We start from the raw sequence: 21257 nt of genomic DNA on the forward strand, positions 1-21257 counted from the left end.
CTATAGCCAGCCGCGGTTGATCGACAGGGCGCCGGGGTGGGCGGGCCCATGGCACACCGCGCATGTCGGATTGGGGATGGAGGCGGCATCGATCATGCGTAGGATGCGGCCAGCGGGCCCGCACCAGTCCTGCCCATTCGAAGCCCCGCCGGAGACTTGTTTGCCCAGCCCCCTGAGCCGCCCCCAGATCGCGCAGCGCATCCACGACCTGCTGCTGGGTGAAATCGGCCACGGCATCCAGATCGAGCGCCTGCTCGGCGATGCACGGTATGCCCGCGACGTGCTGCTGGTGTGCGACGCCTGCGTGGGCAGCGAGCTGATGGCGCTGGCGGCGATGTTCCGCGAGGTCACGGCCGCCCTGCCGGCCCACCTGGCCGAGCGCCACGAGCCGCCCGGCCACGCGATGCAACCCAACGAGTGGGCACGCGACACCTCGGGCTTCGGCCTGTCGCAACCGCCACCGATGCCGCTCGATCCGCAGGGGCGCGACGACAGCGGGCTTGAACACGGCGCCGTCGAGCGCCGCCGCAGCTGGCTGGGGCGTTTTCGCAAGGAATGAGCTGGGGCACCCGGCCTCGCGGGTACGCGAGGCCACCCGCCAGGCGGGTCCGGGCCGGCTTGGGAGCGGCCCGGCGCCCGGCCCGTGGGGGCACCCGGCCTCGCGGGTACGCGAGGCCACCCGCCAGGCGGGTGCAGGCCGGCTTGGGAGCGGCCCGGCGCTCGGCCCATGGGGGCACCCGGCCTCGCGGGTAGGCGTGGCCGGGTGCCGTCATGCCACAACCGGCTCAAGGCGCAGCAGTTCGCCACCTTCGGCCACCTGATCGCCCACGCCGTACAGCAGCTCGGCCACCACGCCGTCGCGGGGCGCGGTGAGGGTGTGTTCCATCTTCATGGCCTCCATCACCGCCAGCGGCTGACCCTGGGCCACGCGGTCACCGGCGGCGGCCAGAAAGGCCACCACCTTGCCGGGCATCGGGGCGGTGAGGCGGCCGCCTTCGCCGGCCGCTTCGCCGGCATGGGCGATGGCGTCGACCACGCGCAGCACGGCACTGCCTGCGGGCGCAAACACCGCCACCCGCTCGCCGTGCACAAACACCTCGAAGCGCAGGCGCTGCTCGCCCAGTGTCACGTCGTGCGCTGCGCCGCCCAGCGCGCGCACCGTGATCGGCCAGCGCTGGTCGACGATCTGCAGCTCGCAGCGGCCATCGTGGTGGCGGGCCAGCGCCACGCTGTGCGCCTGGCCGTCGACCTCCAGATCAACGTGCCGGCGCGCCCCACCGTGCAGGCGCCAGCCGTCGCGGCGGCTGAAGGGGTCGGCACCTTCCAGTGCGGCTTCGGCGGCCAGCTGGTGCGCCACCACGCCGGCGGCGGCCACGGCCAGCGGCAGCGCCGGCTGGTCGAGCAGCACCGCGCGCTCGCGCTCGATCAGGCCGGTGTCGAGATCGGCCGTGGCAAAGCTGCTGCACTGCACCACCCGGCGCAGAAAGGCCGCATTGGTGGCCAGACCGACGATGCGCGTGGCCTGCAGGGCCTGGTCGAGCCGGGCCAGCGCCTGCGCACGCGTATCGCCCCAGACGATCAGCTTGGCAATCATCGAGTCGTAGTGCGGGCTGATCGCGTCGCCCTCGCGCACGCCGGCATCCACGCGCACCGCGCCGCGCTCGAACTCGGCATGCGCCGGCCAGCGCAGCACATCGAGCTGGCCGGTGGCGGGCAGAAAGCCGGCGTCGGGGTTCTCGGCGCACAGCCGGGCCTCGATGGCGTGGCCGCTCAGTTGCACCTGCTCCTGGGTCAGGGGCAGCGGCTGGCCGGCGGCCACGCGCAGCTGCCAGTCCACCAGATCCTGCCCGGTGACGGCCTCGGTGACCGGGTGCTCCACCTGCAGCCGGGTGTTCATCTCCATGAAGTAAAAGCGCAGATCGCCGTCGTCCACCTCCTCGGCGATGAACTCCACCGTGCCGGCGCCCACATAGCCCACGGCCTGCGCGGCGGCCACGGCGGCGGCGCCCATCTCGGCGCGGCGCGCGGCGCTGAGGCCGGGCGCGGGCGACTCCTCCAGCACCTTCTGGTGGCGGCGCTGCACCGAGCAGTCGCGCTCGCCCAGGTGGATGCAATGGCCCAGCGAGTCGGCAAACACCTGGATCTCGATGTGCCGCGGCCGCAGCACATAACGCTCGACCAGCACATGCTGGTCGCCAAAGCTGGCCTGCGCCTCGCGCTGGCAGCTGGCCAGCGCGGCGGCAAAGTCCTGCGGCGCGTCGACCCGGCGCATGCCCTTGCCGCCGCCACCGGCGCTGGCCTTGATCAGCACCGGGTAGCCGATGCGCGCGGCCTCGGTGGCCAGCAGCGCGGGGTCGTTGTCGGCACCGTGGTAGCCGGGCACCAGCGGCACGCCGGCCTGCGCCATCAAGGCCTTGGCCGCACTCTTGCTGCCCATGGCCGCAATGGCCGCGGGCGGCGGGCCGATGAAGGCGATGCCGGCCTCGGCGCAGGCCCGGGCGAAGGCCTCGTTCTCGGACAGGAAGCCGTAGCCCGGGTGCACGGCCTGCGCGCCGGTGGCGCGTGCCGCGGCCAGGATGCGGTCGGCGCGCAGATAGCTGTCGCGCGGCGCGGCACCGCCGATGGCCACGGCCTCGTCGCAGGCCTGCACGTGCCGGGCATGGGCATCGGCCTCGGAGTACACGGCCACGGTGCGGATGCCCAGGCGGCGCGCGGTGGCGGCCACCCGGCAGGCGATTTCGCCTCGGTTGGCGATCAGGATCTTGTTGAACATGGGGTCTCCAGGCTTCAGGTCAGGCCGGCGCGCGCCGCGCCGCCGCCAAAACGCTGGCGCAGCGTGCGGCCCAGCGTCCTCACAAACTTCAGCAGCAGCACGATCAGCACCAGCATCACGGCCACCACCAGCACCAGCGCCACGGCAAACCAGGCCGGATGGGCCCAGGCCAGCCACAGCATGGCCGGCACGGCGGCATCGCCGGCCAGCGACAGCGCGATGTTCGAGAACGGCTCGGGCGAGGTGTTCACCGCCGCCCGCGTGGCGCTCTTGGCCAGCTGCGCCGTGGCCGCCAGCGAGCCGCCCAGCACCGCAGCGGCCCAGGCCCAGGCCTGGTGCTCGCCACCGAACACCGCCGCCGCCAGCGCGGCACCGGCCGGCACCCGCAGCAGCGCATGCAGGGCGTCCCACAGCGAGTCGATCCAGGGGATCTTGTCGGCCACAAACTCGGTCAGCAGCATCACGCCGGCGGCGCACAGGGCCAGCGGGTGCTGCAGCACCTGCAGGCCCGGCGGCAAGGCCACCGCCCCCAGCCAGCCGGCCATGCCGGTGGCAAACAGCACGCCGTACAGGCGCAGGCCGCTGGCCCAGCCCAGCGCGGCGGCCAGGGCCAGCAGGTGGCTGGTGTCCAGCGTGGCCGGCAGCAGGTTCACGCCGGCGCCTTCCAGGCCGGATCGCGCTTGGCCAGAAAGGCCGAGATGCCCTCCTTGCCCTCGGCGCTGGCGCGAATGTCGGCAATGCGGCGGGCGGTGTCGGCGCGCAGCTCGGCCGTGACGGGCAAGCCGGCCACCTGCTGCACCAGGCGCTTGCTGGCGGCCACGGCGGCCGGGCCGTTGGCCAGCAGCGCGCTGACCAGCGCATCGACCTCGGCATCCAGGGCCGCCGGTTCGGCCAGCACCTGCACCAGCCCCAGGCGGTGCGCGCTGGCCGCCGAGAAACGCTCGGCGGTGATGAAGAAGCGCCGCGAGGCCTGCTCGCCCAGCGCGCGGATCACGTAGGGGCTGATGGTGGCCGGCAGCAGGCCCACCTTGGCCTCCGACAGGCAGAAGTGCATGTCGTGCGCAGCCACCAGCACATCGCACACCGCGGCCAGGCCCACGCCGCCGGCATAGCAGTCGCCGTGCAGGCGGCCGATCACCGGCTTGGGGCAGGTGTAGATGGTGAACAGCATGTCGGCCAGGGCCTGGGCGTCGACGCGGTTCTGCTCCCAGCTGTAGTCGGCCATGGCGCGCATCCAGTTCAGGTCGCCGCCGGCGCAAAAGGCCTTGCCGTGGCCGCCCAGCACGATGGCGCGCACGCTGTCATCGGCGCCCAGCGTGGTGAAGGCGGCGGTGAGCTCGGCGATGACCTCGCTGTTGAAGGCATTGCGCACGTCAGGGCGGTTGAGGAACACGCGGGCCACGCCGCCGTGGCGTTGAATGTCGAGGGTGCTGGCTGTCATCGGGCTTGTCTCACGGAATCTCGAAACCTTGGCTGCGCAGAAACTCGGCCACGCGCGGCTGCCACACCTTGGGAAAGCGCGTGAACAGGCTGTGGCCATCGTCGCCATGCGGCGGGTACTGCTGGAACTCGGCCACGCCGCCGGCCTCGCGGAAGGCGGCGAACCAGGCGCGTGGGTATTCGGGGCCGAAGTACTGGTCGTTCTCGGTGTAGACCCACAGCATCGGCACCCGCGCCTCGCGGCCGAACTCGCGGAACATGCGCTCGAGCTGCGGTGTCGAGCAGGGGCGCTGCGGCTGGGTCTCGGGGTTGCCGCCGCCGCCGCCGGCAAAGTTGATCGCGGCCACCACGCCCGGCGGGTTCAGCGCCGCCACGGCCACGGCCGTGGCGCCACCGTAGGACTGGCCCATCACCACGCTGCGACCCGGCAGCACATCGGGCCGGGCACGCAAGGCCTGCAGCACGGCCAGCGTCTGCGCCGCCGCGGCGCGGTAGCCGGGCGGATAGTTCTTGCGGTCGCAGGCGCCCGAATCCTCGATGTCGGGCCCGCCGCTGGCGCCATAGCCCACGCGCGTCGGCACTGCCACCACGAAGCCCTGCGCCACCAGCCAGGACACCACGGCGCTGTAGCGCGCCCGGCCCATCGCCGCGCGCTCGGCCGGCTTGGGCGAGCGGCCATGGTTGAGCACCAGCAGCGGCCGCGGCGCGCTGGCCGCGTCGTCGCTGAACACCGTGACCGTGATCGGCTGCTCGGTGGTCTTGCCGAAGGCATCGCTCACGCTCACCGGCACCTGCAGCACCTGCTCGACCAGCGCAGCGCGGGCGGCCATGGGCACGCCGGCCAGCCCGAGCAAGGCCGCAGCCAGCAGCCAACCCGCCACACGCCGCATCACGCGCCCCTGGGCCAGGGCTCGCGCCGGTAGGCGCCGATGGCCTCGGCCGTGCGCCAGGCCGGCGGCGCCTCGGCGGTGGCCCAGGTTTCACTGGCGCCGGCGATGCGCGCGCCCTTGAAGCGCCACAGCGTGTGCGCAAAGAAGCTGGTGGCGCCATGGTCGACCCGCACCCACGAGTGCACGCGGCCGTCGAGCATGGGGGTGGCCTCCAGCACGGTGATGCGCCAGCCCTCGGGGTAGACCGCCTGCACGCGCACGATGGCGTCGGCGTCGAGCAGCCATTCGCCGCTGGCCGGCCAGTGCAGCTGCGCGTCGTCGTGCAGCAGGCGGCGCGCGGCGGGCCAGTCGCGCGCCTGGAAATGCGCCCACAGGGTGCGCACCACGGCGGCCTGGTGTTGCGCGTCACCGGCCTGCGGCGGCGGCAGCGGCTGGCCTTCGCCGTCAAAGGCCAGGGGCTTGAGCATCACCACGCTGCGGTAGGTCTTGCCGCGCCAGTGCACCTCGTCCACCACCTCGAAGCCGGCGCGGGAATAGCGCTGGCGCAGCGCGGCGGCCGGCACCGCGGTGTCGAGCGCCAGCGCGCGGTGGCCATGGTTGCGGGCCCAGGCCTCGGCACCGGCCAGCAGCGCGCTGCCGACGCCTTCGCCCTGCTGCTCGGGCGCCACCGCGAACTGGTGGAAGTGGGCCACATCGCTGCGGTAGAACCACGGCGTGGCACGCGCCCAGGCCTGCTGGTTGGGATCGAAGGCGCCGTTCACCGTGACCGTGCCGATCAGCCGGCCATCGCGCTCGGCCACCAGGCACTGGCCGTGGCGCACGCGCTCGGCGGTCTGGGCCTCGGTCTGGTTCACGGCGGTGAAGTTCATGCCGGCCGCGCCCAATGGCGCATAGGCGCGGTGCAGCAGCGCGGTCAGCTCGGCCAGCGAGTCAGCGGGCTGCAATACGCGCAGGTTGAAACCGTTCATGCGCGATGCCCCCAGGTGCGCAGGCCGCGCGCCGGCTCGAAACCCTTGCCCGCGCGGGCGGCGTCGAGTGGCCCGTTGGCGATGTTGATGTCGGGGTCGAGGTCGAGGTCAATGTGGGTGCGCATGGTGTGTGTCCAGGTGAGCCATCCAGCACATCATGCACATCACATGCGGAACACCCCGAAGCGGGTCTCGGGGATCGGCGCATTGAGCGCCGCGCTGAGGCCCAGGGCCAGCACGCGGCGGGTGTCGGCGGGGTCGATCACGCCGTCGTCCCACAGCCGGGCGCTGGCGTAGTAGGGGTGGCCCTGCAGTTCGTACTGCTGGCGGATGGGCGCCTTGAAGGCTTCTTCATCGTCGGCGCTCCAGCTGCCGCCCTTGGCCTCGAGCCCGTCACGCTTGACGGTGGCCAGCACGCTGGCGGCCTGCTCGCCGCCCATCACGCTGATGCGCGCGTTGGGCCACATCCACAGCAGGCGCGGGCTGTAGGCGCGGCCGCACATGCCGTAGTTGCCGGCGCCGAAGCTGCCGCCAATGATCACGGTGAACTTGGGCACCGCGGCGCAGGCCACCGCGGTGACCATCTTGGCGCCGGCGCGGGCGATGCCGTCGTTCTCGTACTTGCGCCCGACCATGAAGCCGGTGATGTTCTGCAGAAACACCAGCGGCACCTTGCGCTGGCAGCACAGCTCGATGAAGTGCGCGCCCTTGTTGGCGCTCTCGGCAAACAGGATGCCGTTGTTGGCCACGATGCCCACCGGCATGCCCTCGATGTGGGCAAAGCCGCACACCAGCGTGGCGCCGTAGCGGGCCTTGAACTCGTCAAACGCGCTGTCGTCGACCACGCGCGCAATCACCTCGCGCACATCGAAGGGCTTGCGCGTGTCGGTGGGGATCACGCCGTGCAGTTCTTCCGCGGCAAAACGCGGTGGCCGCGGCGGCACGCAGGCCAGCGGCTGGGGCTTGCTGCGGTTGAGCCGGCCCACGCTCTGGCGCGCCAGGGCCAGCGCATGCAGGTCGTTCTCGGCCAGGTGGTCGGCCACGCCCGAGAGCCGCGTGTGCACGTCGCCACCGCCCAGGTCTTCGGCGCTCACCACCTCGCCGGTGGCCGCCTTCACCAGCGGCGGGCCGCCAAGAAAGATGGTGCCCTGGTTCTTGACGATGATGGTCTCGTCGCTCATCGCCGGCACATAGGCGCCGCCGGCCGTGCAACTGCCCATCACCACGGCGATCTGCGCAATGCCGGCCGCCGACAGGTTGGCCTGGTTGTAGAAGATGCGGCCGAAGTGATCGCGGTCGGGAAACACCTCGTCCTGGTTGGGCAGGTTGGCGCCGCCGCTGTCGACCAGGTAGATGCAGGGCAGGCCGTTCTGCGCCGCGATCTCCTGCGCGCGCAGGTGCTTCTTGACCGTGACCGGGTAGTAGGTGCCGCCCTTGACGGTGGCGTCGTTGCAGACGATCACGCAGTCGACCCCGGCCACGCGGCCGATGCCGGCGATCAGGCCGGCCGACGGCGCGGCGTCGCGCGTGCCGCCCTGGCCGTCTTTCTCGGGATACATGTTCAGCGCGGCCAGCGGCGCAATCTCGAGAAAGGGCGTGTCGGGGTCGAGCAGACGCTCGACCCGCTCGCGCGGCAGCAGCTTGCCGCGCGCCAGATGCTTGGCGCGGGCATCGGCGCCACCGCCTTCGGCGATCTTGGCCAGGCGGGCATTCAGATCGGCCACCAGCGCCTGCATGGCCTCGGCGTGGCTGCGGAACTCTTGCGAGCGGGGATTGAGCTTGCTCTGCAGAACGGCCATGCGGTCTCCGGCGCTTGCGATCTGGATGTGATGTGGGGTCGAGTGTGCGGCGGGATTATCAAGTGACGTTTACGTAAACGTCAATTGAGTGCTTGCGCCTGGCCGGGTGGCAGGACGCAAGTCGCGCTGTTGCGCCACCGCATCACCCCGCTTTGCCTCAGGTCAAACCCTTGGTGGCCAGAGGCATGCGGCGGGCGGCGGCTTGCGCTGGGCCAAGGGCCGCCGCCGACCGGCAGCGTGCAATGCGTTCACGGGCCCGGTGCAAAGCGGGCCTGCTGGACTGCAACCCTGAGGAAAAACAGCATGACCGCCATTCGCTCCCTGATCGCCATCGCCGCCGCCGCCGCCGCCGTGAGCGCCCTGCCCGTGCAGGCGCAGGACACCGGCAACTTCATCGTGCGCGCCCGTGCCGTCTACCTGGACTCGGCCAACAAGGACAGCACCGATCTGGACGCCAAGCTGCAGATCAACAACAAGACCATTCCCGAACTCGACATCAGCTACTTCTTCACGCCCAACCTGGCGGCCGAGCTGATCCTGACCTACCCGCAAAAGCAGAAGCTCACCGCGCTGGACGAAGACGGCGCGCGCGCCCAGATCGGCACCTTCAAGCACCTGCCGCCGACGCTGACCGTGCAGTACCACTTCACCGGCCTGGGCGGCTTCCGTCCCTACCTGGGCGCAGGCGTGAACTACACCAACATCTCGGCCGTGAAGATCCTCAATGGCGCGGTGGGCCTGAAGCACAACAGCTGGGGCCTGGCCGCCCAGGTGGGCGCCGACGTGCCGCTGGGCGGTGGCTGGCTGCTGAACGTGGACGTGAAGAAGGTGCAGATCGGCACCACCGTCTACGTGGGCGGCGTCGACCACGGCAAGTTCAAGGTCGACCCGCTGCTGGTCGGCGTGGGCGTGGGCAAGCGCTTCTGATGTGCTGACGCGTTCAGACACGAGACACGACCGACGATGACAAACGCCGCCCTCGGGCGGCGTTTGTCATTGCAAGGTCGTTGCAGGATTCCAGCGCAACCCAGCGACCACCGAGGCCCGGCTCTGCCGGGCCCAGGGTGGGTGCCCCCTTGAGGGGGCGGGCGTCAGCCCGCAGGGGGGTGAGCTACGCCTCCCAGGCCACGCCGTCTTCGGTAAGGATGGCGTCCAGCGGCACGTCGTGCGGCTCCATCTCGAGCCAGGGGATGTAGCCATGCGCAAAGCCCAGGCCCACGGTCACCGGCCGGGGCTGCAGCGCGGCCAGCGTGCGGTCGTAGAAGCCGCCGCCGTAGCCCAGGCGGTTGCCGCCGGGGCCGAAACCCACCAGCGGAATGATCAGCAGCTGCGGCTGGAACTGCACCGTGTCCTTGGGCTTGGGAATGCCGTAGGCGTCTTCTTCCATCGGGCAGCCCGGAAACCAGGCGTGAAAGCGCAGCTGCTTGGTCTGGCGGTCCATCACCGGCAGGCCCAGCATGCGCTCGCCGCTCACCTCGCTCCAGCGGTACAGCGCCGGCAGCGCATCGAACTCACCCTTGATCGGCCAGTAGGCGCCGATGGCCACCTCGGGCCGGTCAAGCAGCCACACCTGCATCACCTCCTGCAGGTGCACGCTGCGCTGGTGGCGGTCCACCATGGCCTGGCGCTCGGCCTGCAGCTGCTTGCGCAGCGTGGGCTTGTCGCGCGAGGGCTGGTCGAATCGGAAACGGCGTTCGGAGCTCATGGCCGGATTGTGGCCCGCGCGCCCGGCCCACGCCCAAGCTCGGGCACCTGCGCCGCTGCGACATCGCTCACGCTGTCACGGGCCCGCCCTACACTGCGCGCCACCATGGCCGCCGATGCCGCGTTTGCTGCCCACTGCCTCGAGCTGCTGGCCTCGCTGGGGCGGCCACAGGCACGGCGCATGTTTGGCGGCCACGGCCTGTTCATCGAGGCGCTGATGGTCGCGCTGATCATCGACCAGCGCCTGTACCTGAAGGCCGACGCCCTGAGCCAGGCGGCGTTCGCGGCCGCCGGCGGCCAGCCCTTCGGCTATGCCACCCGCACCGGCCGCCGCGTGCTCACCAGTTACTGGAGCGCGCCCGACGCGGCCATGGACTCGCCCGCGGCCATGCAGCCCTGGGCGCGGCTGGCCCTGGCCTCGGCGCTGCGCGCCGCGGCCAGCAAACCACCTCCCAGGGCGGCAAAGACCCGCGCCGCCGCGGCCCAGGCCACCGCCGCCGCGGCCGCACCCAGCGCCGCTGCCGCACCGGCGGCGCCGCGCCGCCGCGCCACGGGCACGCCCAGGCGCTGAGCGCCGGCGGCCACCGCATCGGCCTGCCAGCCCAGGCACGCGGCCACGGCCGGCTGCCACGAGTCGACCACCACGCGCACACCGCGGCCCAGCCACAGGCGCTGGCCGGCGGCCAGCACATGGTCGTCGCCGCCGCCGTCGCGGGTCAGCCACACCCGGCCCTCGTGCACCATCAGCCAGCCGGGCTGGGCCACCTCGAGGCGCCTGGCGCCGGCCAGGCGCAGGCTGCGCGGCACCCGGCCCAACGGCTGCAGGCTGCTGGACGATGCGGGGGATTGATGCGTGGACTTCATGATGATCTCCTGCGGTGAGAGGCCGGTGCCGGCCCGGTTGGGCATGGCGCTGTCGATGGCAAGATGATCGGCATGCGGCGCCGGCCAGTCCAATGCGATCGGCGCCCGGCTTTGATGCGAGAACGGAATGAATACTGACTCCCCCGCGCGCCCGGCACCCCGCCCACCCGGCCCGGCGGCGCGGCCGGCCCGCGCCGGCCGCTGGCGCTTGACAGCCTGCGCGCCTTCGAGGCCGTGGCGCGGCGGCTGTCGTTCAGCGCCGCGGCCGACGAGCTGTTTCTCACCCAGTCGGCCATCAGCCGCCAGATCAAGGGCCTGGAGCAGGAGCTGGGGGCCACGCTGTTCAACCGCGGCACGCGGCGGGTGGAACTCACCGCCGCCGGCGAGGCCCTGCGCCAGGCGGTGATGCCGGCGCTGGAGCGCATCGACCGCACGGTGCGGCAGATCCGCGTGGCGCAGGGGCGGCGGCATGTGAACCTGTCGACCTTTGCCTCGTTCGCCACGCTGTGGCTGCTGCCGCGCCTGCCCACCTTCCAGCAGCGCCACCCCGACATCGACATCCGCATCAGCGCCAGCGACAAGATGACCGAGCTCGACGACCCCGAGGTCGATCTGGTGCTGCGCTACGGCTTTGACGACGTGGCCAGCACGCCCGAGACCGAGCGCCTGTTCGGCGAGCGGCTCACGCCGGTGGCCAGCCCCTGGCTGCTGGCCCAGGCACGCAGCGGCCAGGCGCCGCCGCTGGCCGCCGCGGCCGATCTGGCCGGCCACGCGCTGCTGGAGGAGGACGACCACCGCCCCAGCGCCGTCTATCTGAGCTGGCGGCGCTGGCTGCGCGAGGCCGGTCAGCCGCTGCTCGAGCCGCGCCGCTGGATCTACCTGAACTACACCCACCAGCAGGTGCAGGGCGCGCTGGCCGGCCAGGGCATCGCGCTGGCGCGCATGGCCCTGGTGCATGACGCGCTGGCGCGCGGCGAGCTGGTCGAGCCCTTCGGCCCGGCCGGGCGGGTGGACAGCCCGGCCGCCTACTGGCTGCTGCCGCTGCCCGGCGCGCGGCTGCGGCCCGAGCTGCAGGCCTTCATCGCCTGGATCCGCGACGAGGCGGCGCTCACCCGCACGGCGCTGGCCAACCCCGGCGCGGCGTCCGATCCCTATGGCAGTCCGGGTGCGCGCAGCTTGCCGGCGGATGCGTCCGGCGCATCAAGCCCATGACGAAATCTCACCCCCGGGCGGCACCGGCCCGCCTAGCATGCACAGCCATCCCCCCACCCCCGGAGCCCCGCGATGAAGCTGTACATCGGCAACAAGAACTACTCGTCCTGGTCCATGCGCCCCTGGGTGCTGATGCGCGAGAAGGGCATCGCCTTCGACGAGGTGATGCTGCGCTTCGACAGCTTCAGCGCCGACTCGCGCTTCAAGAAGGCCATCACCGCCGTCTCGCCCGCCGGGCGCGTGCCGGCCCTGGTGGACGACGACGGCCTGCTGGTCTGGGACACCCTGGCCATTGCCGAATACCTGGCCGAGCGCTGTGCCGACAAGGCGCTGTGGCCGGCCGAACGCAGCGCGCGCGCCCGCGCCCGCAGCCTGTGCGCCGAGATGCACAGCGGCTTTGCCGCCCTGCGCGGCGCGTTTCCGATGAACATCGAGGCCCACCTGCCCGAGGTGGGCGCACAGCAGCTGGCCGACAAGCCGGCCGCGGCGGCCGACCTGGCGCGCATCGTCACGCTGTGGACCGAGGCGCTGGCCGCCAGCGGCGGGCCGTTCCTGTTTGGCGGCTACTCGGTGGCCGACGCCTACTTTGCGCCGGTGGTCTCGCGCATGCGCACCTATGCGCTGCCGCTGCCGCCGGTGGTGGCGGGCTATGCCGATCGCCTGTGGGCCACGGCCGGCGTGCAGGCCTGGGTGGCCGAGGCGCTGCTCGAGGCCGATTTCGTGCCCGAGGACGAGCCCTACCGCACACAGCGCTGACCGCGGCGCTGACGCCGGCGCCGAAGCCCGCGCCGGCGCAGCGGCGGCAGGCCCTGGGGTACAGTGAGTTTCACGCGCCGTGACCGGCCAGGCCGCACGCGCGCTTCCCCCAGCCGCCAGCCCGCCGCGATGACCTGCCTGCCCTTCCCGCGCCCCCGCCTGCGCGCGCCACTTGCCTTGCGCCGCGCCATGCTGCCGGCGCTGGCCGCCGCCCTGGCCCTGGCCCTGCCCGCCGCGGCCCAGACCACCCCCGACCCGACCGACGCCACCGTGCTGGAGGCCCGCGACGCCGCGCGCAAGGGCGAGCGCAAGGCCGACCGCAGCCGCCTGGCTGCGGCGCGCGCGGTGCTCAGCGCCGCCAACCACCCGCTGCTGTCCTGGGTGGAGTACTGGGACCTGGGCAGCCGCCTGGGCGAGGCCACGGTCGACGAGGTCGAGGCCTTCTACGCCCGCTGGCCCGGCAGCTATGTCGAAGACCGGCTGCGCAACGACTGGCTGCTCGAGCTGGGCCGCCGGCGCGACTTTGCCAACCTGGCACGCGACTTCCCGCGCTTTCGCATGAACGACGACCGCGAGGTCACGTGCTGGTGGCTGCTCACCGAGCACCTGGCCGGCCGCGACGTGCGCGACGCCGCCCGCAGCGCGTGGTTTGCCCAGCGCGAGGCCGACGACGGTTGCAACATGCTGGCCACCGCGATGGTCGATGCCAAGCGCTTTTCCGAGCACGATGTCTGGCTGAAGGCGCGTTACGCCGTGGAAGGCCAGCGCCCGGGCGCCGCCCGCGCCGCGGTGGGCCTGCTGGGCAATGCCCAGGCGCGCGAGGTGGCCGAGGCCCTGGACAACCCGGCGCGTTTTCTGCGCCGCAGCGCCAGCCCGCGCCGCCTGCCCCAAGAGCTGCGCCTGCTGGCGCTGATGCGCCTGGCCGCCACCGACCACGAGGCCGCCGCCCAGCTGCTGGGCGACGAGGGCCTGACACCCGCGCAGGCCGCCTGGGGCTGGAGCTACACCGCGCGCCAGGCGGCTTTCAAGCTGGCGCCCGAGGCGGTAGACCACGCCCAGCGCGCAGTGAACCTGCTCGACCGCCAGGTCAAGGGCGAGGCCGCCCGCCAGCCCGGCTGGACCGACGAGACCCTGGGCTGGAACGTGCGCGCCGCCCTGCGCAGCCGCCAGGACGCGCGCTGGCCGCTGATGCTGCGCCTGATCGACAGCATGAGCCCGGCCGGCCAGAAGGACCCCGCCTGGCAGTACTGGCGCGCCCGCGCCCTGGCCGCCACCGCCAGGGAAGGTGCCGAGGGCGAGGCCCAGCGCGCCGAAAGCCAGCGCCTGCTCGACGGCCTGAGCCCCGATCCGCACTTCTACGGCCAGTTGTCCGCCGAGGCGCTGGGCCGCCCGGCTGCGCTGCCGCCGCGCCCGGCGGCGATCACGCCGGCCGAGCGCGAGGCCGCGCGCAGCCACCCCGGCCTGCAGCGCGCGCTGCTGCTGGTCAACCTGGGCCTGCGCGACGAGGCCCGGCGCGAGTGGAACTTCTCGCTGCGCGGCATGGACGACCGCGCGCTCAACGCCGCCGCCCGCCTGGCCTGCGACGCCGCCGACTGGCAGCTGTGCATCAACACCGCCGAGCGCACCCGCAGCGAGGTCGACATCGCCCTGCGCTACCCCACGCCGTGGGCCGAGCAGATCCGCAGCGCCGCCGCCGCCACCGGGCTCGACGCGCCCTATGTGTTCGGCCTGATCCGGCAAGAAACCCGCTTCATGCCGCAGCTGAAGTCGCATGTCGGTGCCAGCGGCCTGATGCAGGTGATGCCGGCCACCGCGCGCTGGGTGGCCAAGAAGATCGGCATGGACTGGAGCCGGCCCGAGCTGATCACCGAGCCGCTCACCAACCTGAAGCTGGGCACCAGCTACCTGAAGCTGGTGCTCGATGACCTGGGAGGCTCGCAGGCCATGGCGGCCGCGGCCTACAACGCCGGCCCGGGCCGGCCGCGCCGCTGGCGCGAAGGCGGCACGCTCGACGCCGCCGCCTGGACCGAGAGCATCCCGTTCAACGAAACGCGCGACTATGTGAAGCGCGTGACCTCGGCCGCCGCCGTGTACGACAGCCTGCAGGGCGGCAAGCCGCCAGCGCTGCGCAGCCGCCTGGGCCAGACCATCGGCCCGCGCGAGTCCGGCGCCAACCCCGCCAACACCGAACTGCCCTGACCGGACACCCCACCGCATGACCCCGCGCCGCATCGTCATCACCGGAGGCTCGGGCTTCGTCGGCCGCGCGCTGTGCGAGCGCCTGGCCGAAGCCTGGCCCGGCTGCCGCCTGGTGGTGCCCACGCGCCACCTGCCCCATGCGCGTGCCGTGCAGTGCCTGCCCAATGTCGAGCTGCTGCGCTGCGATCTGAACCAGCCTGCCCAGCTGGCCGCCGCGCTGCAGGGTGCCGATGCCCTGGTGCACCTGGTGGCCGTGCTGCATGGCGATGCCGCGCGTTTTGACCGCGTGCACGTGGCGCTGCCACGCACCCTGGCCGCCGCGGTGCGCGCCGCCGGCGTGCGCCGCGTGGTGCATGTCAGCGCACTGGGCGTGGCGGCCGACGCGCCCTCGAACTACCTGCGCAGCAAGGCCGCCGGCGAGGCCGTGTGGCGCCAGGCCGAGCAGGTGGGCGACACCGATGTGCGCATCCTGCGGCCCAGCGTGATCTTCGGCGAGGACGACCGCTTCACCAACCTGTTTGCCGGCCTGCTGAAGCTGTTTCCGCTGCTGCCGCTGGCCGGCACCGGCGCGCGCTTCCAGCCGGTGTGGGTGGGCGATGTGGCCCAGGCCATCGTCGCGCTGGTCGGCCGCGACGACCTGGCCGGCGCCACGCTGGAGGCCGCCGGCCCCGAGGTGCTGAGCCTGGGCCAGATCATCGCGCGCGTGGGTGCCATGAGCGGCCACGCCCGCCCGCTGCTGCCGCTGCCTGAATGGGCCGGCATGCTGCAGGCCGCCGGCATGGCCCTGCTGCCCGGCGAGCCGCCGATGAGCCGCGACAACCTGCTGAGCATGCGTGTGCCCAATGTGGCCAGCGGCACGCTGCCGGGCCTGGCCGCGCTGGGCATCGCGCCACAGCCGCTGGCGCGCCTGGCCACGCACTTCGCGCCGGCCCGGCCGGCCTATCAAAAGTTCTGAGCGGCCAGGCCGGGGCGGGAGCGGGGGCAGTGAAGGTCTACATCGTGGGCGGCGCGGTGCGCGACGCGCTGCTGGGCCTGCCGGTGCAAGACCGCGACTGGGTGGTGGTGGGCAGCACGCCCGAGGCCATGCTGCGTGCCGGCTACAAGCCGGTGGGCGCCGACTTTCCGGTCTTTCTGCACCCCGAGACGGCCGAGGAATACGCGCTGGCCCGCACCGAGCGCAAGGCCGGCCGCGGCTACCACGGCTTTGCCTTCCACGCCGCGCCCGACGTCACGCTGGAAGACGACCTGGCGCGCCGCGACCTGACCATCAACGCCATCGCCCAGGACCCCGACACCGGCGCACTGACCGATCCCTACGGCGGCCAGGCCGATCTGGCGGCGCGCGTGCTGCGCCATGTGTCGCCGGCCTTTGTCGAAGACCCGGTGCGCCTGCTGCGCGTGGCGCGTTTTGCCGCGCGGTATGCCGATTTCACGCTGGCCCCCGAAACCCTGGCCCTGCTGCGCCAGATGGTGGCCGCGGGCGAAGTCGACCACCTGGTGCCCGAGCGCGTGTGGCAGGAGCTGTCGCGCGGGCTGATGGCCGCGCAGCCCGGCCGCATGATCGAGCTGCTGCGCAGCACCGGTGCGCTGGCCGTGCTGCTGCCCGAGCTGGACGCGCTGTGGGGCGTGCCGCAGCCGCCCACCCACCACCCCGAGGTGGACACCGGCGTGCACCAGCTGCTGGTGCTGGCCGCCGCCGCGGCGCTGCAGGCACCGCTCAGCGTGCGCTGGGCCTGCCTGATGCACGACCTGGGCAAGGCCACCACGCCGCGCAACGAATGGCCGCGCCACATCGGGCACGAGCAGCGCAGCGTGGGCCTGGCCCGCCAGGTGGCCGAGCGCTGGAAGCTGCCCGGCGATTGCCGCGAGCTGGCCGAGCTGGTGGCGCGCGAGCACGGCAACATCCACCGCAGCGCCGAGTTCGGGCCCGAGGCCGTGATGCGCCTGATCGACCGCTGCGACGGCCTGCGCCGGCCGCAGCGCTTTGCCGAAGCGCTGCTGGCCTGCGAATGCGATGCACGCGGCCGCACCGGCTTTGAAGACCGGCCCTACCCGCAGCGCGCGCGCCTGCAGGCCGCGCTGGATGCCGCGCTGGCCGCCGACGTGCAGTCCGCCAGTGCCGCCGCCGTGGCCGCCGGCCTGAAGGGCCCGCAGATCGGCGAGCGGGTGCGGGCGGTTCGGGTGGCGGCGGTGGCGCAGGCGCTGGCCGGCGCGCCGGCGCCTACACCAGCAAACCCACCAGCATCGCCAGCAGGCTGAACACCAGGCTGCTGGCAAAGGGCAGAAACAGCTCGCGGCCGCGCCAGCGCAGCGTGATGTCGCCCGGCAGGCGGCCCAGGCCGATCTTCTGCAGCCAGCCCTTCAGGCCGCTGAAGACCAGCGAGGCCAGCACGAAGACGATCAGCCAGCGCATCGGGTCAGCCCCCGCCGGCGGCGCACCGCCACCACCCGCCGAGCGGCTCGCCGGCCGGCATTCACAGCCGGTGCGTCCGGTCGCCCTGGGCAAAACCCAGCAGCGGCTGATCGGGCGGCAGGTCGAGCCCGCGCGTGAAGGCGATCACCTTGAACAGCTCGCCCATCTCGTGCTCGGTGATCAGCTTTTGCGCCATCGCGCGCTGGGCCACACTGGCCCCGGCCAGCAGATCGAGCAGGCCGCAGTTGATCAGAAAGCGGGCCTGCGAGGTGTAGCCGGCCACCTCGAGCCCGGCGTCCTGCCCGGCCAGCGCGATGCCGGTGAAGTCGACATGCGCGGTGATGTCCTTCAGGCCCACGTCGGCCAGCGGATCGGGGTCGCTGCGGTGCGCGCGGTGGCAGATCAGGGTGCCCATGTGGCGCTGCGGCAGCCAGTACTCGGCCTCGGGAAAGCCGTAGTCGAGAAACAGCGCCAGGCCGCGCCGCAGCACGCCGGCCAGCGTGGCGATGAAGGCCCGCGCCTGCGGGTGGATCTCGGTGACGGTGCCGGGCACGAAGGCCGCCTCCACCGGCGGGCGCAGCGTGGTCGGCCGGTCGGCCCAGGCGAAGCCGGTACCGGTGCCGGTGCCGGTGCCGGCTTCGGTGCCGGGTGCAGCCTCGGCCACCACGCCGCGCTCGAACCAGGCCGCGCCATCAAAGTGCAGCAGCTGCACCGGCATGGCGTCGAGCACCTCGTTGCCGAGCACCACGCCGTCGATCGCCTCGGGCAAGGCATCCAGCCACTGCACCCGGGGCGCAAAGCGGGCCAGCCGCCCGGCCTGGCGCGCCCGCAGCGTGCCCGACAGGTCGACGATCTGGTAACACTGCACCGCGTCGCCCAGCGCGTCCAGCAACTGCTCGGCCAGCGCGCCCGAGCCAGCGCCGAACTCCAGCACCGTGTGCGTGCCGCTGGCCTGCAGGCCCTGGCGCACCTGGGCCGCCAGGGCGCGGCCGAAAAACGGGCTCAGCTCGGGCGCGGTGACGAAATCGCTGCCCGAACCCGGCATGGCGCCGAACTTGGCACTGGTGTTGGCGTAGTAGCCCAGGCCCGGCGCATACAGCGCCAGCGCCATGAAGCGGTCAAAGGGCAGCCAGCCACCGGCGGCCTGAATGGCCTTGTGGATCAGCGCCGAGAGTTCGTCCGTCACGCGCGCCGAAACCGGGCTCGATACACTGTCGGGTTCGCCTGGGCCACCGGCAGCGGTGGCGGGCGGGGTTGCCGGGGCCGTCATCCTGGCATTGTAGAAACCATGAGCACGCCCTCCTCGCCTTCCGCCTCTCGAAGCCAGCACCCGGTCAACCGCCCGGCGAGTCGCCAGGTGGTGCTGGTCACCGGCGCCGCACGCCGCATCGGCCGCCAGATTGCGCTCGAGCTGGCCGCCGCCGGCTGGGATCTGGCGCTGCACTGCCACCGCTCGTTCGCCGAGGCCGAGGCCACCGCCGCCGAGGTGGCCGCCCACGGCGTGCGCGCCGAGGTGTTCAGCGCCGACCTGGCCGACCCGCAGGCCTGCGAAACCCTGGTGCCCGCCGTGCTGCTGCGCCTGGGCCGGCTGGACGCGGTGGTGAACAACGCCTCGCTGTTCGAGTACGACGACCCCGCCAGCTTCAGCCCCGGCCTGCTCGATCGCGCGATGCGCGCCAACACCGCGCCGGCCGTGCTGCTGAGCCGCGCGCTGCACGAGCACCTGCTGCAGCGCCGCGCCGCGGGCGACGCCAGCGCCACCGGCTGCGTGGTGAACCTGCTCGACCAGAAGCTGGCCAACCCCAACCCCGACTACTTCAGCTACACACTCAGCAAGGCCGCCTTGCAGGCCGCCACGGTGATGCTGGCCCAGGCCTGCGCGCCGGTGCTGCGGGTGAACGCGGTGTCGCCCGGTGTCACGCTGCTGTCGGGGCCGATGACGCAGGCCGAATTTGCCGCCGCCCACCGCATGACGCCGCTGGCGCGCTCGTCCACCCCCGACGACGTTGCCCGCGCGGTGCGCTACCTGCTCGAAGCCCCGGCCACCACCGGCCACAACCTGCTGGTCGATGGTGGCCAGCACCTGTGGGGCCAGCCGCGCGACGTGCTGTTTCTCGCGCAACAACAACAAGCCGCATCCTCTTCCTGAAGGCCCGAACCCCATGCAAAGCCTGCTCAGCAACCCCAGCCTGATGGGCTGCCGGCGCCTCTTTCTGCGCGATTACGAGGTGTGGATCAACATCGGCGTGCACGACTTCGAAAAGAAGGGCGAGCAGCGCGTGGTGATCAATGTCGACCTGTACGTGCCGCTGGCCCAGAGCACGCCGCACAACGACCGCCTGGACGAGGTGGTGGACTACGACTTCATCCGCCGCACCATCGCCGCGCGCGTGTCGCAGGGCCACATCCACCTGCAGGAAACCCTGGCCGACGACGTGCTGCGCGCGATGCTGGCCCACCCCAAGGTGCGCGCCGCCCGCGTGGCCACCGAGAAGCCCGACGTGTACCCCGACTGCGACGCCGTGGGTTGCGAGGTGTTCGGCATGAAGGAGGCCGCGTGATGAACGACATGACCCAGCCCGACGCGCTGGCCGCCGCGGCCCACGACACCCAGAAGGCCAAGAAGCAGGCCTTCGAGATGAACAAGCTGAGCAAGCGCCTGCACCGCCAGGTGGGCGAGGCCGTCACCGACTTCAACATGATCGAGGACGGCGACAAGATCATGGTCTGCCTGTCGGGCGGCAAGGACAGCTACGCCCTGCTCGACATCCTGATGAACCTGCAGCAGCGCGCGCCGGTGAAGTTTGAGCTGGTGGCCGTCAACCTCGACCAGAAGCAGCCGGGCTTTCCGGCGCACATCCTGCCGGAGTACCTGGCCCGGGTGGGCGTGCCCTTCCACATCGAGAACCAGGACACCTACAGCATCGTCAAGAAGCACATCCCCGAGGGGCAGACGATGTGCAGCCTGTGCTCGCGGCTGCGCCGCGGCATCCTGTACCGGGTGGCCGGCGAGCTGGGAGCCACCAAGATCGCGCTGGGCCACCACCGCGACGACATGGTGGTCACGATGATGATGAACATGTTCTTCGGCGGCCGCCTGAAGGGCATGCCGCCCAAGCTGGTCAGCGACGACGGCCGCCACACCGTGATCCGCCCGCTGGCCTACGTGGCCGAGACCGATCTCGAGACCTGGGCCCGGCACCGCCAGTACCCGATCATTCCGTGCAGCCTGTGCGGCAGCCAGGAGAACCTGCAGCGCGTCACCATCAAGGCCCAGCTGCGCGAGTGGGAGAAGCAGTACCCCGGACGCAGCGACAACATGCTGCGCGCCATGGGCCACATCACCCCCTCGCACATGATGGACCGGAACCTTTACCCGTTCGCGTCGATCAAGCCCACAGGCACACCCGATCCGAGCGGCGACAAAGCCTTCGATCATGACGACGATCCGGCGGATGATGGCGCCGATTGCGCTACACCCAAGGCGCAGACCATCCGCTTCGTGCGCGACTGAGGGCCGCCGCCCATGCCGGGCGGCCGGTCGGCGCGGCGGCCACCCAAGGAGTTCACGATGCAACGACGACACCTGATCTCGGCCGCCACGCTGGCGCCCCTGGCCCTGCTGCTGGGCGGCTGCGCCACGCTGTCGCAGCTGGGCGTGGAGGTGAGCAGCTTTGGCGACTGGCCGGCCGCGCGCGATGCCGGCCACCGCGGCAGCTATGCCTTCGAGCGCCTGCCCTCGCAGCAGCAGGCGCCGCAGGCCGCGCTGCAGCAGCAGCTGGAAACCGCCGCGGCCGCCGCGCTGGCCCGCCTGGGCTTCACGCCCGTGGCGGCCGGTGGCCAGCCCGACCTGGTGGTGCAGCTCGGGGCCCGCGTGAGCCGCACCGACCGCTCGCCCTGGGACGACCCGCTGTGGTGGCACGGCGGCTTCGGCCCCTGGCGCGTGAACCCCTGGCGCGGCCCGTTCTGGGCCCCCTCGCCGCGCTTTGACAACCCGCGCTACGACCACGAGGTGGCCTTGCTGATCCGCGAACGCGGCACCGGCAAGCCGCTGTACGAGGCCCGCGCCAGCCACGAAGGCTGGCGCAGCGATGTCGCCGGCGTGCTGGCGCCCCTGTTTGCGGCGGCGCTGATGGACTTTCCGGCCACCGGGCCCAACCCGCGCACCGTGCGCGTGCCGCTGACACCGGGCTGAGGCACCGCCGTAGCGGCAGCAGGCGGGGCCGGCGCCGGCGAGTG

22 protein-coding genes and 1 pseudogene are annotated in these 21257 nt (G+C 72.4%); 12 read left to right on the forward strand and 11 right to left on the reverse strand.

What is annotated here, in order from left to right; genetic code table 11:
* Window positions 1-160: 160 nt before the first annotated feature.
* Complete coding sequence (locus N4G63_RS19635) at window positions 161-559, forward strand: hypothetical protein (RefSeq protein WP_314600088.1); 399 nt, start codon at window positions 161-163, stop codon at window positions 557-559.
* A gap of 210 nt (window positions 560-769) precedes the next feature.
* On the opposite strand, the gene N4G63_RS19640 is transcribed toward N4G63_RS19635, so the two are convergent.
* From N4G63_RS19640 to N4G63_RS19670, 7 genes are read right to left on the reverse strand one after another with little or no spacing between them, the layout of a single operon-like run.
* Window positions 770-2773 carry an acetyl/propionyl/methylcrotonyl-CoA carboxylase subunit alpha gene (locus tag N4G63_RS19640; RefSeq protein WP_260787179.1) on the reverse strand — a complete coding sequence of 668 codons (2004 nt, stop codon included), beginning with the start codon at window positions 2771-2773 and terminating at the stop codon, window positions 770-772.
* A gap of 14 nt (window positions 2774-2787) precedes the next feature.
* Entirely contained in the window at window positions 2788-3426 is a 639-nt protein-coding gene (locus N4G63_RS19645) for a DUF4126 domain-containing protein (protein WP_260787178.1), read from the reverse strand.
* Entirely contained in the window at window positions 3423-4214 is a 792-nt protein-coding gene (locus N4G63_RS19650) for an enoyl-CoA hydratase/isomerase family protein (protein ID WP_260787177.1), read from the reverse strand. Before N4G63_RS19650 ends, N4G63_RS19645 begins: the two co-directional genes overlap by 4 nt.
* Window positions 4215-4224: 10 nt before the next feature.
* The gene (locus tag N4G63_RS19655; RefSeq protein ID WP_260787176.1) at window positions 4225-5043 is read right to left on the reverse strand and encodes a dienelactone hydrolase family protein; all 819 of its coding nucleotides are present in this window, start codon (window positions 5041-5043) and stop codon (window positions 4225-4227) included.
* 59 nt (window positions 5044-5102) lie between these two features.
* Window positions 5103-6071, reverse strand: coding sequence for a GNAT family N-acetyltransferase (locus tag N4G63_RS19660; RefSeq protein WP_260787175.1), 969 nt, complete (start codon window positions 6069-6071; stop codon window positions 5103-5105).
* Window positions 6068-6196 carry a hypothetical protein gene (locus N4G63_RS19665; RefSeq protein WP_260787174.1) on the reverse strand — a complete coding sequence of 43 codons (129 nt, stop codon included), beginning with the start codon at window positions 6194-6196 and terminating at the stop codon, window positions 6068-6070. Before N4G63_RS19665 ends, N4G63_RS19660 begins: the two co-directional genes overlap by 4 nt.
* Window positions 6197-6235: 39 nt before the next feature.
* Complete coding sequence (locus N4G63_RS19670) at window positions 6236-7870, reverse strand: carboxyl transferase domain-containing protein (protein WP_260787173.1); 1635 nt, start codon at window positions 7868-7870, stop codon at window positions 6236-6238.
* Between the two features lie 303 nt (window positions 7871-8173).
* On the opposite strand from N4G63_RS19670, the gene N4G63_RS19675 reads away from it, so the two are divergent.
* Window positions 8174-8797 (forward strand): OmpW/AlkL family protein, encoded by a 624-nt coding sequence (locus N4G63_RS19675; RefSeq protein ID WP_260787172.1) that lies wholly within the window; start codon window positions 8174-8176, stop codon window positions 8795-8797.
* 184 nt (window positions 8798-8981) lie between these two features.
* On the opposite strand, the gene N4G63_RS19680 is transcribed toward N4G63_RS19675, so the two are convergent.
* On the reverse strand, window positions 8982-9575 hold the full coding sequence (locus N4G63_RS19680; RefSeq protein ID WP_314600089.1) for a 5-formyltetrahydrofolate cyclo-ligase: 594 nt from the start codon (window positions 9573-9575) through the stop codon (window positions 8982-8984).
* A 180-nt stretch (window positions 9576-9755) separates the two neighbouring features.
* Here N4G63_RS19680 and N4G63_RS19685 point away from each other — a divergent pair, with 180 nt between their 5' ends.
* Entirely contained in the window at window positions 9756-10145 is a 390-nt protein-coding gene (locus tag N4G63_RS19685) for a TfoX/Sxy family protein (RefSeq protein WP_314600224.1), read from the forward strand.
* 68 nt (window positions 10146-10213) lie between these two features.
* Here N4G63_RS19685 and N4G63_RS19690 read toward each other — a convergent pair.
* Window positions 10214-10483, reverse strand: a pseudogene (locus tag N4G63_RS19690) (DUF2917 domain-containing protein); the annotation flags it as partial.
* A gap of 171 nt (window positions 10484-10654) precedes the next feature.
* Here N4G63_RS19690 and N4G63_RS19695 point away from each other — a divergent pair.
* The 5 genes from N4G63_RS19695 (at window position 10655) to N4G63_RS19715 (ending at window position 16864) form a co-directional block, all read left to right on the forward strand.
* Window positions 10655-11650, forward strand: a complete 996-nt coding sequence (locus N4G63_RS19695; protein WP_314600225.1) for a LysR substrate-binding domain-containing protein — start codon at window positions 10655-10657, stop codon at window positions 11648-11650.
* A 72-nt stretch (window positions 11651-11722) separates the two neighbouring features.
* A complete protein-coding gene (locus N4G63_RS19700; RefSeq protein WP_314600090.1) occupies window positions 11723-12406 on the forward strand; it encodes a glutathione S-transferase family protein in 684 nt (227 codons plus the stop codon).
* Between the two features lie 129 nt (window positions 12407-12535).
* Window positions 12536-14605 (forward strand): lytic transglycosylase domain-containing protein, encoded by a 2070-nt coding sequence (locus N4G63_RS19705; RefSeq protein ID WP_314600091.1) that lies wholly within the window; start codon window positions 12536-12538, stop codon window positions 14603-14605.
* Between the two features lie 16 nt (window positions 14606-14621).
* Window positions 14622-15560 carry an NAD-dependent epimerase/dehydratase family protein gene (locus N4G63_RS19710; RefSeq protein ID WP_260787167.1) on the forward strand — a complete coding sequence of 313 codons (939 nt, stop codon included), beginning with the start codon at window positions 14622-14624 and terminating at the stop codon, window positions 15558-15560.
* Between the two features lie 29 nt (window positions 15561-15589).
* Window positions 15590-16864 carry a multifunctional CCA addition/repair protein gene (locus N4G63_RS19715; RefSeq protein ID WP_314600092.1) on the forward strand — a complete coding sequence of 425 codons (1275 nt, stop codon included), beginning with the start codon at window positions 15590-15592 and terminating at the stop codon, window positions 16862-16864.
* Here the strand turns inward: N4G63_RS19715 and N4G63_RS19720 are convergent.
* Window positions 16827-17018, reverse strand: coding sequence for a DUF2905 domain-containing protein (locus N4G63_RS19720; protein WP_260787166.1), 192 nt, complete (start codon window positions 17016-17018; stop codon window positions 16827-16829). The two genes, N4G63_RS19715 and N4G63_RS19720, sit on opposite strands and share 38 nt — an antisense overlap.
* A 61-nt stretch (window positions 17019-17079) precedes the next feature.
* Window positions 17080-18288, reverse strand: a complete 1209-nt coding sequence (locus N4G63_RS19725) for a class I SAM-dependent methyltransferase (protein ID WP_443112071.1) — start codon at window positions 18286-18288, stop codon at window positions 17080-17082.
* Window positions 18289-18306: 18 nt separating this feature from the next.
* Here N4G63_RS19725 and N4G63_RS19730 point away from each other — a divergent pair, with 18 nt between their 5' ends.
* From N4G63_RS19730 to N4G63_RS19745, 4 genes are read left to right on the forward strand one after another with little or no spacing between them, the layout of a single operon-like run.
* A complete protein-coding gene (locus tag N4G63_RS19730) occupies window positions 18307-19167 on the forward strand; it encodes an SDR family oxidoreductase (protein WP_260787165.1) in 861 nt (286 codons plus the stop codon).
* 13 nt (window positions 19168-19180) lie between these two features.
* Window positions 19181-19579 carry a dihydroneopterin aldolase gene (locus N4G63_RS19735; protein ID WP_260787164.1) on the forward strand — a complete coding sequence of 133 codons (399 nt, stop codon included), beginning with the start codon at window positions 19181-19183 and terminating at the stop codon, window positions 19577-19579.
* Between the two features lie 8 nt (window positions 19580-19587).
* Entirely contained in the window at window positions 19588-20532 is a 945-nt protein-coding gene (gene ttcA, locus N4G63_RS19740; protein WP_314600226.1) for a tRNA 2-thiocytidine(32) synthetase TtcA, read from the forward strand.
* Window positions 20533-20589: 57 nt separating this feature from the next.
* A complete protein-coding gene (locus N4G63_RS19745) occupies window positions 20590-21213 on the forward strand; it encodes a DUF4136 domain-containing protein (RefSeq protein ID WP_260787163.1) in 624 nt (207 codons plus the stop codon).
* Window positions 21214-21257: the final 44 nt, after the last annotated feature.

Origin of the sequence: Aquabacterium sp. OR-4 (assembly GCF_025290835.2) — a bacterium.
Taxonomy (GTDB): domain Bacteria; phylum Pseudomonadota; class Gammaproteobacteria; order Burkholderiales; family Burkholderiaceae_C; genus Pseudaquabacterium.

Coding starts and splice junctions, on each gene's coding strand:
- N4G63_RS19665 (WP_260787174.1), bottom strand. CDS start 6,196: ATGCGCACCCACATTGACCTCGACCTCGACCCCGACATCAACATCGCC.
- N4G63_RS19725 (WP_443112071.1), bottom strand. CDS start 18,288: ATGACGGCCCCGGCAACCCCGCCCGCCACCGCTGCCGGTGGCCCAGGC.
- N4G63_RS19655 (WP_260787176.1), bottom strand. CDS start 5,043: ATGGCCGCCCGCGCTGCGCTGGTCGAGCAGGTGCTGCAGGTGCCGGTG.
- N4G63_RS19720 (WP_260787166.1), bottom strand. CDS start 17,018: ATGCGCTGGCTGATCGTCTTCGTGCTGGCCTCGCTGGTCTTCAGCGGC.
- N4G63_RS19710 (WP_260787167.1), top strand. CDS start 14,622: ATGACCCCGCGCCGCATCGTCATCACCGGAGGCTCGGGCTTCGTCGGC.
- N4G63_RS19680 (WP_314600089.1), bottom strand. CDS start 9,575: ATGAGCTCCGAACGCCGTTTCCGATTCGACCAGCCCTCGCGCGACAAG.
- N4G63_RS19675 (WP_260787172.1), top strand. CDS start 8,174: ATGACCGCCATTCGCTCCCTGATCGCCATCGCCGCCGCCGCCGCCGCC.
- N4G63_RS19705 (WP_314600091.1), top strand. CDS start 12,536: ATGACCTGCCTGCCCTTCCCGCGCCCCCGCCTGCGCGCGCCACTTGCC.
- ttcA (WP_314600226.1), top strand. CDS start 19,588: ATGACCCAGCCCGACGCGCTGGCCGCCGCGGCCCACGACACCCAGAAG.
- N4G63_RS19685 (WP_314600224.1), top strand. CDS start 9,756: ATGTTTGGCGGCCACGGCCTGTTCATCGAGGCGCTGATGGTCGCGCTG.
- N4G63_RS19660 (WP_260787175.1), bottom strand. CDS start 6,071: ATGAACGGTTTCAACCTGCGCGTATTGCAGCCCGCTGACTCGCTGGCC.
- N4G63_RS19650 (WP_260787177.1), bottom strand. CDS start 4,214: ATGACAGCCAGCACCCTCGACATTCAACGCCACGGCGGCGTGGCCCGC.
- N4G63_RS19730 (WP_260787165.1), top strand. CDS start 18,307: ATGAGCACGCCCTCCTCGCCTTCCGCCTCTCGAAGCCAGCACCCGGTC.
- N4G63_RS19670 (WP_260787173.1), bottom strand. CDS start 7,870: ATGGCCGTTCTGCAGAGCAAGCTCAATCCCCGCTCGCAAGAGTTCCGC.
- N4G63_RS19735 (WP_260787164.1), top strand. CDS start 19,181: ATGCAAAGCCTGCTCAGCAACCCCAGCCTGATGGGCTGCCGGCGCCTC.
- N4G63_RS19745 (WP_260787163.1), top strand. CDS start 20,590: ATGCAACGACGACACCTGATCTCGGCCGCCACGCTGGCGCCCCTGGCC.
- N4G63_RS19700 (WP_314600090.1), top strand. CDS start 11,723: ATGAAGCTGTACATCGGCAACAAGAACTACTCGTCCTGGTCCATGCGC.
- N4G63_RS19640 (WP_260787179.1), bottom strand. CDS start 2,773: ATGTTCAACAAGATCCTGATCGCCAACCGAGGCGAAATCGCCTGCCGG.